General features: G+C 62.7%; 13 protein-coding genes. 7 read left to right on the top strand and 6 right to left on the bottom strand.

The annotated features are described in order from the left end of the window. Positions 1-64: 64 nt before the first annotated feature. Complete coding sequence (locus ACYVNQ_RS33070) at positions 65-1,378, bottom strand: MFS transporter (protein WP_460909039.1); 1,314 nt, start codon at positions 1,376-1,378, stop codon at positions 65-67. Between the two features lie 445 nt (positions 1,379-1,823). On the opposite strand from ACYVNQ_RS33070, the gene ACYVNQ_RS33065 reads away from it, so the two are divergent. Beyond that, positions 1,824-2,579 carry an aldolase gene (locus ACYVNQ_RS33065; protein WP_460909037.1) on the top strand — a complete coding sequence of 252 codons (756 nt, stop codon included), beginning with the start codon at positions 1,824-1,826 and terminating at the stop codon, positions 2,577-2,579. A 168-nt stretch (positions 2,580-2,747) separates the two neighbouring features. Then, positions 2,748-3,809, top strand: coding sequence for a methyltransferase (locus ACYVNQ_RS33060; RefSeq protein ID WP_460909035.1), 1,062 nt, complete (start codon positions 2,748-2,750; stop codon positions 3,807-3,809). Here ACYVNQ_RS33060 and ACYVNQ_RS33055 read toward each other — a convergent pair. The 5 genes from ACYVNQ_RS33055 to ACYVNQ_RS33035 all read right to left on the bottom strand — a co-directional run bounded on the left by ACYVNQ_RS33055 (position 3,806) and on the right by ACYVNQ_RS33035 (position 8,138). After that, on the bottom strand, positions 3,806-4,693 hold the full coding sequence (locus ACYVNQ_RS33055) for an alpha/beta fold hydrolase (protein WP_460909033.1): 888 nt from the start codon (positions 4,691-4,693) through the stop codon (positions 3,806-3,808). The two genes, ACYVNQ_RS33060 and ACYVNQ_RS33055, sit on opposite strands and share 4 nt — an antisense overlap. A 124-nt stretch (positions 4,694-4,817) precedes the next feature. Then, entirely contained in the window at positions 4,818-5,210 is a 393-nt protein-coding gene (locus tag ACYVNQ_RS33050) for a cupin domain-containing protein (RefSeq protein ID WP_460909031.1), read from the bottom strand. A gap of 262 nt (positions 5,211-5,472) precedes the next feature. Continuing rightward, entirely contained in the window at positions 5,473-6,270 is a 798-nt protein-coding gene (locus tag ACYVNQ_RS33045; RefSeq protein ID WP_460909029.1) for an acetoacetate decarboxylase family protein, read from the bottom strand. A 303-nt stretch (positions 6,271-6,573) separates the two neighbouring features. Next, entirely contained in the window at positions 6,574-7,044 is a 471-nt protein-coding gene (locus ACYVNQ_RS33040; protein ID WP_460909027.1) for a MaoC family dehydratase, read from the bottom strand. After that, on the bottom strand, positions 7,041-8,138 hold the full coding sequence (locus ACYVNQ_RS33035; RefSeq protein ID WP_460909024.1) for a carboxymuconolactone decarboxylase family protein: 1,098 nt from the start codon (positions 8,136-8,138) through the stop codon (positions 7,041-7,043). Before ACYVNQ_RS33035 ends, ACYVNQ_RS33040 begins: the two co-directional genes overlap by 4 nt. A 151-nt stretch (positions 8,139-8,289) precedes the next feature. Between ACYVNQ_RS33035 and ACYVNQ_RS33030 the strand changes: the two genes are divergently transcribed. The 5 genes from ACYVNQ_RS33030 to ACYVNQ_RS33010 all read left to right on the top strand — a co-directional run bounded on the left by ACYVNQ_RS33030 (position 8,290) and on the right by ACYVNQ_RS33010 (position 15,836). Further along, positions 8,290-9,048 (top strand): glucose 1-dehydrogenase, encoded by a 759-nt coding sequence (locus ACYVNQ_RS33030; RefSeq protein ID WP_460909022.1) that lies wholly within the window; start codon positions 8,290-8,292, stop codon positions 9,046-9,048. Between the two features lie 82 nt (positions 9,049-9,130). Further along, positions 9,131-10,408, top strand: a complete 1,278-nt coding sequence (ccrA, locus tag ACYVNQ_RS33025) for a crotonyl-CoA carboxylase/reductase (RefSeq protein ID WP_460909020.1) — start codon at positions 9,131-9,133, stop codon at positions 10,406-10,408. Between the two features lie 37 nt (positions 10,409-10,445). After that, entirely contained in the window at positions 10,446-14,354 is a 3,909-nt protein-coding gene (locus tag ACYVNQ_RS33020) for a type I polyketide synthase (RefSeq protein ID WP_460909018.1), read from the top strand. A gap of 46 nt (positions 14,355-14,400) precedes the next feature. Continuing rightward, positions 14,401-14,745 (top strand): acyl carrier protein, encoded by a 345-nt coding sequence (locus tag ACYVNQ_RS33015; protein WP_460909016.1) that lies wholly within the window; start codon positions 14,401-14,403, stop codon positions 14,743-14,745. Between the two features lie 89 nt (positions 14,746-14,834). Further along, positions 14,835-15,836 (top strand): beta-ketoacyl-ACP synthase III, encoded by a 1,002-nt coding sequence (locus tag ACYVNQ_RS33010; protein ID WP_460909014.1) that lies wholly within the window; start codon positions 14,835-14,837, stop codon positions 15,834-15,836. Positions 15,837-15,857: the final 21 nt, after the last annotated feature.

Raw genomic sequence — 15,857 nt, 5'->3', positions numbered from 1 at the left:
GCTCGATGTTGCATCACCACCGAGGCCGCCGCGTGCAAATGCTCGCGGCGGCCCCGGCGTTGTTTCAAGCCTCGTCCTTGCGCATCAGCGATACGGAAACCAGCGCAACAAGCCCCAGCACGACCAGATACCACGACAGATACGCAGACCCGCCGCCATCGAGCTTGACGAGCCACGTTGCGATCACCGGCGCGAGGCCGCCGCCGATCGCGCCTGAGGTCTGCACCGCGAGCGAAATACCGCTATAGCGCACCGACGCGGGAAATTGCGCCGAAAACAGATTGCCTTCCGGCCCATACAGCAGCGCATACACGCCTGCGAGCGCGACCAGCATCGCGATATAGAGCGACGTGGTGCCCGGCGCGCCGAGCAGCGCGAAAAAGCCGAACGCAAAGCCGCAGATCGCGACACAGCCGAGGCCGAATACAAAGCGGTGCGCGAGCTTGTCGCCAAGCCAGCCGGCCAGCGGAATCGTGAACAGCGCAGCAGCCGCGCCCCAGATCACCGCATGCAGAATCGTGCCGCTCGCGATATGCAGATGCTGCGTCGCATACGACAGCGCGAAAGTGGCCACCGTATAGAACCACGTGACTTCCGCGAGACGGCCGCCCGCCACCGTCAGCAATTCGCGCTTATGGTTCCGCAGCACGTGCAGCACCGGCGCATGGACCTGCTGGCCGCGCGCCTTGACGCGTTCGAAATCCGGCGATTCCGCGATACGCAGACGGATGAACCAGCCGACCGTCAGCAGAACAATGCTGGCCCAGAACGGAATGCGCCAGCCCCACGCGAGCAGGGCTTCCTGCGGCATTTTTCCGACTGCCGACATCGCCAGCGAAGACAGCACGAGGCCGAACGCCACGCCGGCCTGCGGCAGGCTGCCGAAAAAACCCTTCTTGCCGCGCGGCGCGTGCTCGACCGCCATCAGCACCGCGCCGCCGTATTCGCCGCCGATCGCGAGACCCTGCACGATGCGCATCACGACCAGCAGCACCGCGCCCCAGTAACCGATGCTGTGATAGGTCGGCACGAGGCCGATCAGCACGGTCGGCACGCCCATCATCACCAGCGTGAGCAGCAGCATCGACTTTCGGCCGACCTTGTCGCCGAAGTGCCCGAATACGACGGCGCCAACCGGCCTTGCGAAAAAGCCTGCCGCATACGTGCCGAATGCGGCGAGCGTGCCGGTGACCGGATCGAACGCCGGGAAAAAGATCTTGTTGAACACCAGCGCCGCGGCCGTGCCGTACACAAAAAAGTCGTACCACTCGATGGTCGTGCCGATCAGGCTCGCGATGCCGACGACCGCGTAGCGGCGCGACGCGTGCGGCGTGCCGCCGTGGTCGGCGCTCACGCTGCCGGTGGTGGGGGTCGACATGTTTCTCCTCCATGCTGTTGCGTCCGGCGTCAGGCCGGCGCGGGTTCGTTGCCGCTCGCTCGGCCTGTTGCCAGCCGGCGCTAGCGCATCGCTGCACTGCTTCGGCTCGGTTCAGCTCAAAAGCGGGGGTGGCATGCGGCCGGATCCGGCGCATGGGACGGAGTATCGACGGCGCATATTGAGCGAGCTATAGCGAGGAGGTCATAGCAGCTATGAAGCGCGGCGTGCCTGTGTGCGTGCCGTGCGTGACAGCCCGGGCGTCGCCGTGCCGGTGAGCGATGCAGCCGCATAACTGCTATGAACCGCGCTGCATGGCTTCGCGCGGCTGCTTGCCTAATACTCGTGCTGACGAAACGGCAAGCGTGCGGCTCGATGAGCGCAGCGTCGTTTCGCAATCGACAAGCGCATGCGGCGCGACAACGGAGTTCTGCGAATGGAGGCAGCGATGCAATTACGGGCGAAGGAATATTTCGACGAACGCGCGACGCGTGAGATGAAGGAAAACCTGCAGACGAAGGAGCGCACGATAGAAGAGCGCCTCGCATACGCGTGCCGCATTCTGGCGATGACAGGACAGGAAGCGGGCCTTGCCGGCCAGATCACGGCGCGCTCGGACAAGCCGAAATGCTATTGGACGCTGCGTTTCGGCCTCGGTTTCGACGAGGCGACACCGGACGACTTTATCGAAGTCGACGCGGACCTGAACACGATTAGCGGCAAGGGCATGGCTAATCCGGCAACGCGTTTTCACCTGTGGGTGTACGAAGCGCGGCCGCAAACCCATGCGATTATTCATACGCATTCGCCGTATGTATCGGCGTTGGTCGCGGCGCGCCAACCGTTGGTGATCGCGCAGATGGACATGACGCCGCTGCACAACGACTGTGCGTTTCTTGCCGATTGGCCTGGTGTGCCGATTGCCGATCAGGAAGGCGTGATCATTTCGAAGGCCCTGGGCGACAAGCGCTGCATTCTGCTCGCGCATCACGGGCAACTGACGACCGGCGGCTACGTGGAAGAAGCCGCCTATCTGGCGGTGTATCTCGAGCGGGCTGCGCGCATGCAGATCCGGGCGCGCGTGTTCGGGCCGATCACACCGGTGCCGGACGAGCTTGCCGCGGAGGCGCATGATTATCTGCTCAAGCCGTCGATCGTCAAGGGCACGTTCGATTACTGGTGCCGGCAGGCGGATCGAGGCTAAGGCGGAGTATTGAAATACAGTTTTGACGCCGCGTTGCAGCGGAATTTCGAGGTTGGGTCTGGTGTTATTGCTTAGGGTGCATGTGTTCTGGCAACTGAAATCGCAGAATACATGCCGATTTTGCGCACTGCGCGCGACGTGCAGTCAATGCACACCGGAGGCATATTCATGACATCGGGTTCCAGTACCACCGCAGCAACGGTTGCAGACGCAACGTTCGGCACGCCGGACGACTACGCCAGAATGACGCAGATGATCGTCGGCTATCGGCTTACGCAGATTGCGAGCGTGGCCAGCGCGTATAACCTGCCGGAACACCTGGGCAACGGCCCAAGGAGCGCGCAAGAAATTGCAACCGCAGAAGCGTTGAATGAAGATGCCACGTTCCGCTTCATGCGCGCGTGCGCGTCGGTCGGATTGATGACTTATGACGAACCGACCCGGCGCTTTGCCGCGACCTCGCTGCTTGGAACCTTGCGCAAGGACAATCCGCGTTCATTGCGCAGCCGCGCGATGCTGCAGACCTTCGATCCATTCTGGCGGTCGTTCGGGCGCCTCGCGCAAGCGCTGCGCTCAGGCAAGCCGCAGGCGGTCGACGCGCTCGGCTGCAGCCTGTGGAACTGGCTGGGAGAGCGCCCAGACGACGCGGCGATCTTCGCGGACGCAATGAAGGGCTTTTCACAGGACTTCGGCCCCGATGTGATGGCGCTGATCGACACGCAGCGCGTGCGTCTCGCGGTGGACGTGGGTGGCGCAAGCGGCAGCTTCGTCCACACGCTGATGCAGCACAACCCGCAACTGCAAGGCGCGGTATTCGATTTGCCGTTTGTGGTCGCGAAGGCAGCCGACGCGGCACGCACGCTCGGCATCGAAGCGCGCTTCTCGACCTTTGCCGGCGATTTCCTGAAAGACCCGCCGCCGGCTGCCGACCTGTACCTGCTGCGTTTCATCCTGCACGACTGGGACGACGAATCGTGCATCGCGATACTGCGCAATTGCAGGCGTTCGCTCGATGCAGGGGGTCGCGTGCTGGTATCGGAGATGCTGGTGGCCGACCACGGTTCGCAGCCTACGGGGCCGCTGCTCGACCTGATGATGATGGTCACGCTAGGCGGCAAGGAGCGCAGCCGCGAGCAATTCGAAACGCTGTTCGCGGCTGCGGGTTTTCGCCTGACATCGGTCAAGCCGACTTCGACGGTGTTCTCGCTGCTCGAAGCGGAACCTGTTTAAGCGCCTGCCACCTTGCGGTCGAGGAAGTCGTGAATCAGCGGGAAGACCTCGTCCGCTTTATCCTCGAGCACGAAATGCCCGGTGTCGAGAAGGTGGAATTCGAGGTCTTTCAAATCGCGCTTATAAGGATGAGCACCGGGCTCGGGGAAAATAAAATCGTTCTTGCCCCAGACGATCAGCGCCGGCGGTTGTTTGTCCCGCAGCCACGCCTGCACCTTCGGATACAGCGGCAAATTGTTGCGATAGTCGTACATGACGTCCATCTGGATATCGGCGTTGCCTGGCCGGTCCAGCAGCGGTTGATCGTGAGTCCAGTTGTCGGGCGAAATGCGCGTCTTGTCGGATACGCCATCGGTGTACTGGAAAATGGTGGTTTCCAGCGCGACCAGGTTTAGCAGCTTGTCGCGGCTTTCCTTTTTTCCGTCGGCCCAGTAGACCTTGATCGGATCCCAGAACTCCTTTAGCCCCTCATCGTAGGCGTTGCCGTTCTGGATGATCAGCCCGGTGATCGCATCGGGATGCTTCAACGCCAGTTGCCAGCCGACCGGTGCGCCGTAGTCCATCACATACATCGCATAGCGCTCTACGCCCAACTGTTGCAGCAAGCTGTCTACCAGTTGCCCGAACTTCTCGAACGTGTACGAAAACGACTTGAAGTCGGGCGCATCGCTCTGGCCATAGCCGGGATAGTCGGGCGCGATAACGTGATATCGGTCCGCCAGATACGGAATCAGATTGCGGAACATATGCGAGGACGTCGGGAACCCGTGTAGCAGCAAGACGGCCGGGCCGTCCTTCGGACTGGCCTCGCGGTAGAAAATCTTCACGCCGTCTACGGTCAGGCTTTGGTGATGCGTCGCGGGGCAGGCAGACTTCTGGCTCATGGACCTCTCCTGAGAATCGTCTTTCCGAAACGTTGACGGAACCCGGCATTCCGGGCGGGTGACCACCCGTCTTACGATAGGCGATCTTTGCGCCATCCACCACGACACTTTGCATTTGGCGCCATCAAGGTGCGGCCGAAGACAACGGTTGGTCTTTTTGTACGACGAACGTCGATACGATCTGCTCCGGTTGATCGCCGGTGTTGCTCAACGCGTGAGGCGTGCCTTCGGGGATCGCCCACGTGTCGCCTGCCTTGATCATGCGTACCGGCTGTCCTGCCACCGTCAGGGTTCCGGTGCCCGCGATCACGTAACCCATCTCTACGCCGGGGTGCGTATGGCGGGCGACCGCCGCATGCGGCGCGACGACGATCGACACCGTTTCGATCGTGTATCCGGTTTGCGCAAGTGCCACGCTTTGCAGTGTGGTTCGCGTGATCGCTTGCTGCTGGGCGAACGCGCCAGCAGACAACAGCGCTGCAATCGCAACTGATCCTGTAACAGCGGCTATCCGCATCGAGCGCATGATTTTCCCGGTCCGTGAATAGTGAAGGCCCGATTAGTGTCATCGCGCCTGCGGCAAACCGGTATCGGTCGAATGACCGATTGCGTTGCGCATCGGCACAAGCGGCCTGCCGCGCGCGATCGCTTCGATTGGCCGTCATACACCTGCTATGCGCAGGCGGATATCGGCCCGCCATCGGGAATCCCATGGCGCCCAAGCCGAGGAACGCGATCCTGGTCATACACAAACTTCATTAAGGATTCGACTGCGCGCGTTATCGCAGATCTTTCAGCACGCGCACGTCGTCGACGGTGAAAGCAAAACTGAAGCGATAGCCGGCGCCTACCGAGACCGGCCGCAACGCAGACAGTTCGGAAGTGAGCGTCTCGAAGATTTCAAGGCTTGCTTCGCCTTTCCAGATGTCGCCGATTTGCGTATCTCTGGATTTGAGCTGTACGAGGTCGTGCACCAGCGGCCGCTGATGATTGCCCTGCGTCAGGTCGGGGAAATAACGAACGTTGACGGCTCCAGCAAAGGTCGGATCGGGCAAACGGTCGGTCTTTTCGCGCAGCGTTACGCGCGCATTGGCGAGCCTCTGATCCTTGAACGATAGCGTCGCGCCGAACGTGCCGCCATCACCCACCACCGGTGTCGCTTTCGAAGGCAGGTCATAAGCGCGGGTCATCCACACCGAGCCGATCTGCTTGGGCCAGCCTTGTGTCAGACCGCGCATCAGCGAGATGTCCTGGTCGACCCAGATAAACGGGCAGTAGGCCACCGGCGCGCCATCGAACTGCGCCGACAACAGGAAAATCGTTTCCCGGTACTGGCTGCGGATCGGATCGAGATTTTCATTGCCGCTCTCGGTGACGGACTGCCAGTCGGCGAAGTAGACGGCTGCGCGGTCGGAACTCAAGGTCAGACCGTCAGGCAGGAACGCGGCTGCGCGTTCGCTGTCGACCGAGAACTCGACCGCGAGCGCATTGGCAACGTAGTGCCACGGCGGCGTGGGCGCGAGGCTGGATTTGCCATCGGGTGTGCGCGGCAGCGAAAAGCCTTTCAGTTTGCTCATTGAATATCCTTTTGCAAGGTAGCGTCGTCACGAGAGGAGCTTGATTGAAGCATAGCTCGCGCACTCGTGTCGTCTTGCGCTGCATCGGGCATCGCTAGTTGCCGGGCATTCAATTGCGGCGGCCGACGCTGCGTTTGCCAGCCACGCGGGCGGCGCAGCCAGTATCGAGCAGATCGGTGCCGCGAGCCATGCAGTGACGTGCATAGCATTTATGCCGCCTTGAACCGGAGAGATTGCGCAAGAAGCGCATGCCGGGTGGCGTATCGCGCAGGCGCGGTCTTCAGTCCACCGTAGCCACGCTCGTCAGATTGCCGCACCTTGCGTCGCGGCCAACTCTTTCAGACGCTCCGCGAGCGAGGTCGGCAATACCACCGCGTCGCCTTCGACCACCACACGGCCATCCACCTCGCAGATCGTCTGGAGTACCGCGCGCCGGCGACTGCTCAGAATCTCCTTCACCGTGACGCTGGCACGGACCGTCTCGCCGATCTTCACCGGGCGCCGAAAGCTCAGGCTTTGCGACAGATAGATGGAGCCCGGGCCCGGTAGACGCGTAGCAATGGTCGCGGAAATGACGGACGCGGACAGCATGCCGTGTGCGATACGCCCGCCGAAGCGGGTGCGCCTCGCATACTCTTCGTCGAGATGAACCGGGTTGGTGTCGCCGCTTGCATCCGCAAAGAGAACCACGTCGCGCTCGGTCAAGGTCTTGGTAAAGCATGCGTTCATGCCGATCACCAGATCTTCCAGGTCGTACCCGCCTGCGTCGTTCATGTTCGAATCTCCGTTGTCGTCTGGACCTGCCGGTCGAAAACATCGTTCGCCACCGACAGGCCATGCCGTGTCGGGAGCACCCCCGCATGGGGCATCGCGCTCAATATCGCATCGACGATCTGTTGCCTCGTGGCGCCGAGCGATAGCGCTTCTTTCACATATGCGGATAACACTTCGGTGTCGGCGCTGCGGGCGAGACAGGTCAGGCTCGCGATGTCCGACAGACGGCGCGCCCGCGCGTCGCTTTTCGATTCGGGCGGGCTGGTCTGCAAGCCGAGCGCTTCGACGTAGTGAGCGACCACAGGCGACAGGTCCGCGACGCCTTTCGGCAAAGCGAACCCGGGCAATGTCGCGGCCGCGGCGGCAGGCATGTCTGCTCCGGCTTCTTCGAAGACCTCCAGCGCGATCCTCGTTAGCGGCAGAATCAGCGGCCATCCGACGTAACCGGTCGACTGGATCAGGACTTCGGTCAATTCGCTACGCGTCCAGCCGAGCCGCAGGCACGCTTCCAGATGCAGGCGGACTGCGGCCGACTGGTTTTCCCGGGCAATCGCGATGGCCAGTGTGGCGAGCTCCCGATCCCTCGGCGTCAGTGCCTGTCTACGCGACACATGCTCGATGCCGATGCCTCGTTCGTCAAAGACCGCGGCAACGATGCGCACGCCCGCCAATGCCGCCGGCACGCCCGCATAGACCAGCGTATGTAAAACCGTTTCAAGCAATGCTTCCGGGGGCCAGCCTGTGTTCAGCATGCCGGCGGCATGATACTTAAGTGCGGACTCCGCATTGCCCATCGTCGCGAGCATGGCGACGGTGATGAGCTCACGCTGCTTTAGCGCAAGGTCAGGGCGCGCAATGAGGCCGGCGTAACCGCCTTCGATGAGCAGACGCTTAAAGCCGGGATCAAGCCTGTCCAACGCAGCGCTCAGGCTGTCGAAACCCTCGTCTCCGATCGAGCGGATGATCTCCATTCCAATGTCGTGTAGCGATCGGCCCTGTTCGTACATAGGTGTTTTTGCAATTCGTGTGCATAGCGGATTGCGCATGGTACTGGCCGGAAACCGCCTGAAAAAATGAACAATTGTCACTTCCATCAACGCTTCTTTTGCTAAAGAGGCATTCAGGTTGCCCAGGCATTTTCGCAGGTCTGAATTTTTGTGAACTGACGTCGCGGTGCGTTTTGCACAGCATAGAATCCGCCACCGCTACACATCGTCGATGGTTGAACCTGAAAAGGAGACTGCGTTGGCAAAGCTCGGGGAAAAGGTCGCGCTCGTGACCGGTGGCAGTTCGGGGATCGGCAGGACCACTGCGCTGCTGTTTGCGAAAGAAGGCGCAAAGGTGGCCATTGCATCGCGGCGGCAACAGGAAGGGCAAGACGTCGTCGACGAAATCCGCGCTGCAGGTGGAGAGGCGATTTTCGTCAGGACCGACGTGTCGATCGCCGACGATTGTGCGAACGCGGTTGCCCAGACGGTAGCCGCATTCGGCAAGCTCGACGTGGCATTCAATAACGCAGGGGTCGAGGTATTCGGCAAGCCGCTCGCCGAAACCGACGAATCGACATGGGACTTCGTGACAGGCATCAACCTGAAGGGGATGTTCCTGTCGATGAAGTACGAGATACCCGAGATGCTGAAGGCGGGAGGCGGGGCGATCGTCAATATGTCGTCGACGTACGGCATCGTCGCTTCGGCATTCGGCGGCAGCAGCTATCACGCGTCCAAGGCGGGGATCATCGGTCTCACCAAAGCGGCTGCGCTCGAGTACGCGAAGCAGCACATCCGGGTCAATGCAATCTGCCCCGCGTTCGTCGCCACGGCGATGGTCGAGACATTCCTCGAAGAGACGGGCATGACCGATCAGATCAAGGCTTTTCATCCGGTTGGCAGGCTCGGCACCGAGATGGAAATGGCGCAGGGCGTGGTGTTCCTCGCGAGCGATGACGCGTCATTCATCACCGGCACCGCGCTGTCGGTAGACGGCGGTATGGCTGCGGCCTGAAGCGCATCTGACAGCGCATGCGGCGGGATAGGCGGCACGTCGTTGCGAACCCGCACGCCCAACAACTCTCTCTATTGAAAACATGGATACCGAACTGTTAGAGATGGCTGTCGATTCACGAGCCGATCGGCCCGAACTGTTTGAAATCGGCCAGCCGATTCCCACCGGCGTGGTGCCGCGCCGCATGCATGCGTGGACCATCCGTCGCGAGAACCATGGTGAACCGCATGCCGCGTTCACGAAGGAAATCGTGCCCGTGCCGGAGATCGGCGCGAACGACGTGCTGATGCTGGTGATGGCAGCGGGCGTCAACTACAACGGCGTATGGGCGGCACTCGGTCAACCGCTGTCGGTGCTGGATCTGCATGACGATCCGTACCACATCACCGGTTCGGACGCGGCGGGCATCGTGTGGGCGGTCGGCCGCAACGTGCGCAAGTGGCGCGTCGGCGACGAGGTCGTCGCGCACTGTTCGCAGGTCGACGGCGAAGACGAAGAGTGCAATGGCGGCGATCCGATGCTGTCGCCGTCGCAGCGGATCTGGGGCTACGAAACGTCGAATGGTTCGTTTGCGCAGTTTGCGCGCGTACAGGCCACGCAACTGATGCCGCGCCCCAAACACCTGACGTGGTCGGCGAGCGCCTGCTACACGCTGACGCTTGCCACCGCTTATCGCATGCTGTTCGGCCACGAGCCGCACGTGTTGGGGCCGGGCCAGACGGTACTGGTGTGGGGCGCCGCGGGCGGTCTGGGCACCATGGCGATCCAGCTGGCTGCGCTGGCCGGCGCGCGCCCGGTCGCCGTGGTGTCGGACGATTCCAAGGCGGAATTCGTCAGGCGCCTCGGTGCGGTCGGGGTGATCAATCGCTCGAAGTTTTCCTGCTGGGGGCCGCCTCCCGCGATCGACTCGGCAACCGAATATGCCGCGTATGTCGATAGCGTGAAGAAATTCGGCAAGGCGATCTGGGACGCACTCGGCGAAAAGCGCGATGTCGACATGGTGTTCGAGCATCCGGGCCGTAACACGTTCGCGGCGTCCTGCTACGTCGTCAAGCGCGGCGGCATGGTGGTGTTCTGCGCCGCGACCAGCGGCTACGACCTGACCTGCGACGCGCGCTACATCTGGATGCGTCAGAAACGGATTCAGGGCAGTCACTTCGCCAGCCTGAAGGAGGCCGCGCAAGCCAACCGGCTGGTCGCGAGCGGCCGGATCGATCCGTGCCTGTCCGAGGTGTTTGCGTGGAACCGGCTGCCCGACGCGCACACGAAGATACGCGCGAATCAGCACCTGCCCGGCAACATGGCGGTGCTGGTGCAGGCCAGCAGCAGCGACGATCTCGACGCGGCACGCCGCCCCTGAAACATAGCCGTGCAGGCATGGGTGCATTGAAAATCTTATGGACAAGTCACACGCAAACGCCGGGCAGCTGGCCATCATCGGCATGTCGTTTCGCTTTCCGGGTGGCGGCGTTTCGCCATCGACGTACTGGCAGTTTCTGAACTCGGGGCGATCGGCGATTCGCGAGACACCGCGCGAGCGTTTCGATATCGATGCGTATTATTCGCCGGACCCGGATGAACCCGGCACGACGTATTCGCGCGTAGCGGGTTATGTCGACGATCCGTTCTGCTTCGACCGCACGTTTTTTCGCACCTCGGCGGCCGAGGCGCTCGAGATGGATCCGCAGCAGCGCTGGATGCTGGAACTGACGTGGTCGGCGCTCGAAAATGCCGGCCTCGTTCCCAGCCAGCTGCGCGGCAAGCGAGTCGGGCTGTTCATGACGACCGGTGAGGCCGATTACGGCCGTCGCTCGGTCTGGTCGGGGGATCCGTCGGGTATCACGACGTACTCGAAACTCGGCAATCTGCGTGCGATGGCGCCGGGGCGCGTCGCACACGTGCTCGGTTTCAGCGGTCCCGCGATCTTTATCGACACGACCTGTTCGTCGTCGCTCGCGGCGATCCATCTGGCGGCGCAGAGCTTGCGGACCGGCGATTGCGACGTGGCGATCGCGGGCGGCGTGAACCTGATTCTCGGGCCTGAAGAAACCATCGGCGTGGCGCGTTTGCAGGCGATGTCGCCGTCCGGGAACTGTCGTCCGTTCGATGCGAGCGCGGACGGCTATATTCGCGGCGAAGGCGGTGGCGCGATCGTACTCAAGCGTTTCGACGACGCGCTCGCGCAACGCGATCGCATCGATGCGGTGCTGGCCGGTTCCGCGATCAATAGCGACGGCGCGAGCAATGGCCTGACCGCGCCCAACGGCGCGGCCCAGGAAGCCGTGATCCGGCATGCGATGGAGCGCGCCGGCGTGCGCCCCGAGGACGTCGCCTACGTCGAGGCGCATGGCACGGGCACGTCGCTAGGCGATCCGATCGAGCTGTCGGCGCTGCGCAACGTCTATACGCGGGCCGTGACGCGGCAAAAGCCGATCCTGGTCGGATCTGTGAAGGCGCAGGTAGGGCATCTCGAAGGCGCCGCCGGGATGGCGGCGATCATCAAGGCGATTCTGGTTCTGCGTCATCGGTATGTGCCGGCGCAGGTCAACTTTGCGACGCCGAACCCGCGTTTTCGATGGGACGGTGCGCAACTCGACATTCCGCGACACGGCGTAGAGCTCGATGCGAAAAAAGCCTGGGTCGGCGTCAGCGGCTTTGGCATTACCGGCACCAACGTTCATCTGATACTCGCGTCGCATGAAAGCGAGCCTGCTGCCGGCAGCGTCGGGCGCGAACGCGTGCTGACGCTTTCCGGGCGCTCGCAGAAGGCAAGAATGCGGCTCGCCGGCGCCTATCGGGACATGTTGGTCAATGCCGTGGTGTCGCTGCGCGATGTTTGCTACACGGCCAGCGTCAAACGGGATCATTTCGAACATCGGGTCGCCTTCGTCGGCGCCAGCAACGAGGACTTCATCGACGCAATCGACGATTTCCTCAGCAGCAATCCGTCCGGAAAATGGCACGCAGGCGATGCCGCCAGAAAGCCGCGCCTCGCCTTCCTTTTCCCCGGTCAGGGCGCGTGGCAGCCCGGTATCGGCGCGGATCTCTACGATGGCAACGGGCTGTTCCGCAGGTTCGCGGACAGCTGCCTTCGCGAACTAGGCAACGAAACCGCGCGTGACGTGCTGGCTGCGATTCGCGGGCAGCATCCGGCAACGGTGCGTCATCATCCAGGGCAACTGGCCCATTTCGTCGTGTGCTTCTCGCTCGCACGCATGTGGATGGAACTCGGGCAGCAGCCCGACCTGCTGATCGGGCATTCGCTCGGCGAGCATGTGGCCGCGGTGATCGGCGGCGTGATGACGCTCGCCGATGGCCTGAAGGCGGTCGAGGCGCGCGGCCGTCTGTTCGATACGCAGACGCCGCCGGGCGCGATGCTCGCGGTGGCGGCCAGCGTCGAAGAGCTATCGCAGCAGTTCGACTTCGGCACGTATCTGTTCGTGGCCGGCATCAATGGGCCAGGGCAGACGGTAGTGAGCGGCACGCAGGAAGCGGTCGCGCAAGTTCAGGATGCGATGGTGGCGCAGGGCAAGCGGGTGTCGCTGCTGAAGACCTATGACACCCCTGGACACTCGCCGATGCTCAAATCGATGCGCGATGCGTTCCGGCGCGCGCTGGAGCCGCTCAAGCTGTCGCCCGCGAACATCCCAATCGTATCGACGCTCACCGGGCAACTGGCCACGGACGGTATCGCCGATGTCGAGCATTGGCTCGATCTGGTCGAACAACCGGTCCGGTTTCACGACGCGTTGCACGCCGCGCTCGATGGCAACACCGCATTTATCGAAGTGGGCCCCGGTGCGGCGCTTTCGAAGCTGGCCCGTACGGCGGCAGCGGGAGACTGGCAGTGCGCGATATCGTCGCTTGCCGATGGGCCGGACGGCGACGAGGAGACGGAGACGACCGGTTTCGTCCATGCCTGTGCGCATCTTTACAGCGCGGGATATGCGATTGCATGGGGCAAGCTGTACGGCGACGCGCCGCGGCCTGCGATGCTGCCGACTTATCCGTTCGACGAAGATCGATTCGAATTGCCGTTCCCGCAGCGCAAGCAGGGCACGGCTGCGCATGACGTCGCGAAGCTTAGGCAACAGATCGCGGATATCGACGAAGCCGTCGCGCAACAGCCGGCAACCGCGCAACCCGAACCAAATGCAGCGGGTTCGTCCGCGGATGCAAAACGCGCGCAGCTGCTTGCGACACTGCGTTCAGTGGTCGCGTCGGTTGCATCGGACACCGTCATGCTTGTGGATGACTTGCCGCTCGTCCGCCAGGGTATGGACTCGCTTGCGTTGACGGAGCTGCGGGTGCGCCTGCATCAGAGGTTCGGGAAAATGCCGCCGATGTCGATGCTTGCGAAAGGCGCATCGCTTGTCACGCTGGCGGATTATTTTGCTGCTTCGCAAGCGTCGCCTGCGGGCGACACTGTCGCGCTAGCCGGTAGCGCCGGCGAAAGGCGCGACGCAGCACCGCGTGGCGACGAGCACGACGATATCGATGTACGCGCGCTAACGGTGCGGTTGCGGGAAGGGCGTGGTGCCGCCATCGTGCTGCTGCATCCAGTTGGCGGCGACGTGTTGTGCTATCAGGATCTCGCCGCTGCATGGCCGGGAGACCCGACCATCATTGCGATCCGCCATCCTTATTCGGACCCGGACCGGCAGGTGCGCTACCTCTCCATCCAGCAGATGGCCTCGCTGTATCGTTGCGCGATTGTCGACGCGCTCGGCCGGGTGCCCGATCTGCTCGGCGGCTGGTCGTTCGGTGGATTGCTTGCGCATGCAATCGCTGCGCAATGGGAAGCCGAGGGTCGCGATGCGCCGCCGTTGCTGGTGGTCGACACGCCATTTGACGGCGAGTTTGCCGCCCGGCTGCAGCATATCGTCGGCGATTTCAGCTGCGAACACGACGCACAGCGAGTTGAGCTGTTGCTAAAGGACGACCGCTTTAACGCGGTGCTGGATGACGATTTCTATCTGGCCGCTGCCCGCCGTCGTGCGCAGCCGCAGGTGTTTGCCCATCTGTCGCGGCTGCACGCGGCGAACGCTGTCGCGATCGCGCAGCACCGGCAACCGCAGGTCCGCGCGCCGATGCTCTACGCGCTGGCCACGCGCGGAAAAAGCGCGACCACCCGCGACCAGCTCGTCGCCCGATTACGCGCGCTGACCACCGGCGAGATCACGGCGAAGATGTTTGATGCCGATCACAACTCGATCGTTCGCGAGCCCTCGGCACAAGCGCTTTCACACTTCCTTGGCGCTGAAACCGCCGCGGCGGATCCTGATCTTCGCGTGACGCAAGCGTAGTTCACCCCGTTTTTTCTCGCCCACTCACATTCTTTGGAGTCGACGCATGAGCAGCCAACTGGAAACTTCATCCGCAGAGGGTGTCAACGTCAGCGCGGAGAATATCCTCGCGTGGATCCAGCAATGGACCGAGGCCAACAATCTGAAAGTGCCGTCCGATCTCGATCAGACCTTTGCCGAAGCCGGATTCGATTCGATGCACTCGGTCGAACTGGCCTTCTTCCTGGAAGAACGGCTCAACATCAAGATCGACGAGACGGTGTTGTACGACTATCCGACCTTCGCATCGCTCGCCGGGCATCTGGTGTCCCGCGTCAAACCGGCTGCGGCGAATGCGTCGGAAGGCGCAGCGGTGTCGAACGATGCAACCGGCGGCGCCGGCAACTGGTAACGCGTGCCCGCTATTCGTCGATTCGCAGGCGTCGCAGCGAACGAACATCTCGCTGCGACGTTTGAACGTCCATCACAGGAACACAGTCAATGAACGCCGTAGTCCACTCTCACGCAACGACTGGCTGGAGCGCGCGCGTAGCCGGATGCGGATCGGCGCTGCCCGAGCGCCGGATGACAAACCACGAACTCGCCCAGATGGTCGACACGTCGGATGAGTGGATTACCCAACGCACCGGCATCAAGGAACGGCGGATTGCCGCAGAGGGCGAGAACACCTCCGACCTCGCGATTCGCGCAGCGTCGTCGGCACTGAAACAGGCCGGCCTGTCGGGTGCCGACGTCGACATTATCGTACTGGCGACGTGCACGCCGGATCGCACGATGCCGGCAACGGCCGTGCGCGTGCAGGCTGAGCTTGGCATGCATGGCGGCATGGCGTTCGACGTGCAGGCGGTCTGCTCGGGATTCGTTGTGGCGCTGGCGATCGCCGACAACATGATACGGCTCGGTCAGGCGCGTACCGCCGTGGTGATCGGTGCGGAAACGATGTCGCGCGTGATCGACTGGAGCGACCGCAATAGCTGCGTGCTGTTCGGCGATGGCGCGGGCGCGATAGTGTTGCGCGCCGAGCGGCAAACGGAAGGGCCGCGCAAGGGCATCTTGTCGACCCACCTTCATTCCGATGGCCGGCATCAGGACAAGATCTATACGGACGGCGGCACGTCGTCCACGCAAACGGCCGGCAAAATGCATCTCGCCGGACGCGAAGTGTTTCTGCATGCGGTGGTCAATCTTGCTGCAGCGTCAGAAGAAGCACTTGCAGCGAATGGCTTCACGCAACAAGACGTCGACTGGGTCGTGCCACACCAGGCCAACCAGCGCATTGTGCAGACCGTGGGTGAAAAGCTGCATCTGCCGATGCAGAAAGTGGTATCGACAGTCGATCATCACGGCAACACGTCGGCGGCGTCGATTCCGCTGGCGCTGGCCGAAGCGGTGGCCGACGGCCGCATCAAGGAAAACGATCTGGTGCTGACGCCGGCCATGGGCTCCGGATTCACATGGGGCGCAGCGCTGATCCGCTGGTAAGCCGATCGACGCGCGCCCACA

It is taken from the genome of Paraburkholderia jirisanensis (genome assembly GCF_054782355.1).
Note: the sequence above shows the minus strand (reverse complement) of the source record. Positions and strands in the feature narration are given on the sequence as shown.

Coding starts and splice junctions, on each gene's coding strand:
- ACYVNQ_RS33070 (WP_460909039.1), bottom strand. CDS start 1,378: ATGTCGACCCCCACCACCGGCAGCGTGAGCGCCGACCACGGCGGCACG.
- ACYVNQ_RS33065 (WP_460909037.1), top strand. CDS start 1,824: ATGCAATTACGGGCGAAGGAATATTTCGACGAACGCGCGACGCGTGAG.
- ACYVNQ_RS33060 (WP_460909035.1), top strand. CDS start 2,748: ATGACATCGGGTTCCAGTACCACCGCAGCAACGGTTGCAGACGCAACG.
- ACYVNQ_RS33055 (WP_460909033.1), bottom strand. CDS start 4,693: ATGAGCCAGAAGTCTGCCTGCCCCGCGACGCATCACCAAAGCCTGACC.
- ACYVNQ_RS33050 (WP_460909031.1), bottom strand. CDS start 5,210: ATGCGGATAGCCGCTGTTACAGGATCAGTTGCGATTGCAGCGCTGTTG.
- ACYVNQ_RS33045 (WP_460909029.1), bottom strand. CDS start 6,270: ATGAGCAAACTGAAAGGCTTTTCGCTGCCGCGCACACCCGATGGCAAA.
- ACYVNQ_RS33040 (WP_460909027.1), bottom strand. CDS start 7,044: ATGAACGACGCAGGCGGGTACGACCTGGAAGATCTGGTGATCGGCATG.
- ACYVNQ_RS33035 (WP_460909024.1), bottom strand. CDS start 8,138: ATGGAAGTGACAATTGTTCATTTTTTCAGGCGGTTTCCGGCCAGTACC.
- ccrA (WP_460909020.1), top strand. CDS start 9,131: ATGGATACCGAACTGTTAGAGATGGCTGTCGATTCACGAGCCGATCGG.
- ACYVNQ_RS33020 (WP_460909018.1), top strand. CDS start 10,446: ATGGACAAGTCACACGCAAACGCCGGGCAGCTGGCCATCATCGGCATG.
- ACYVNQ_RS33015 (WP_460909016.1), top strand. CDS start 14,401: ATGAGCAGCCAACTGGAAACTTCATCCGCAGAGGGTGTCAACGTCAGC.
- ACYVNQ_RS33010 (WP_460909014.1), top strand. CDS start 14,835: ATGAACGCCGTAGTCCACTCTCACGCAACGACTGGCTGGAGCGCGCGC.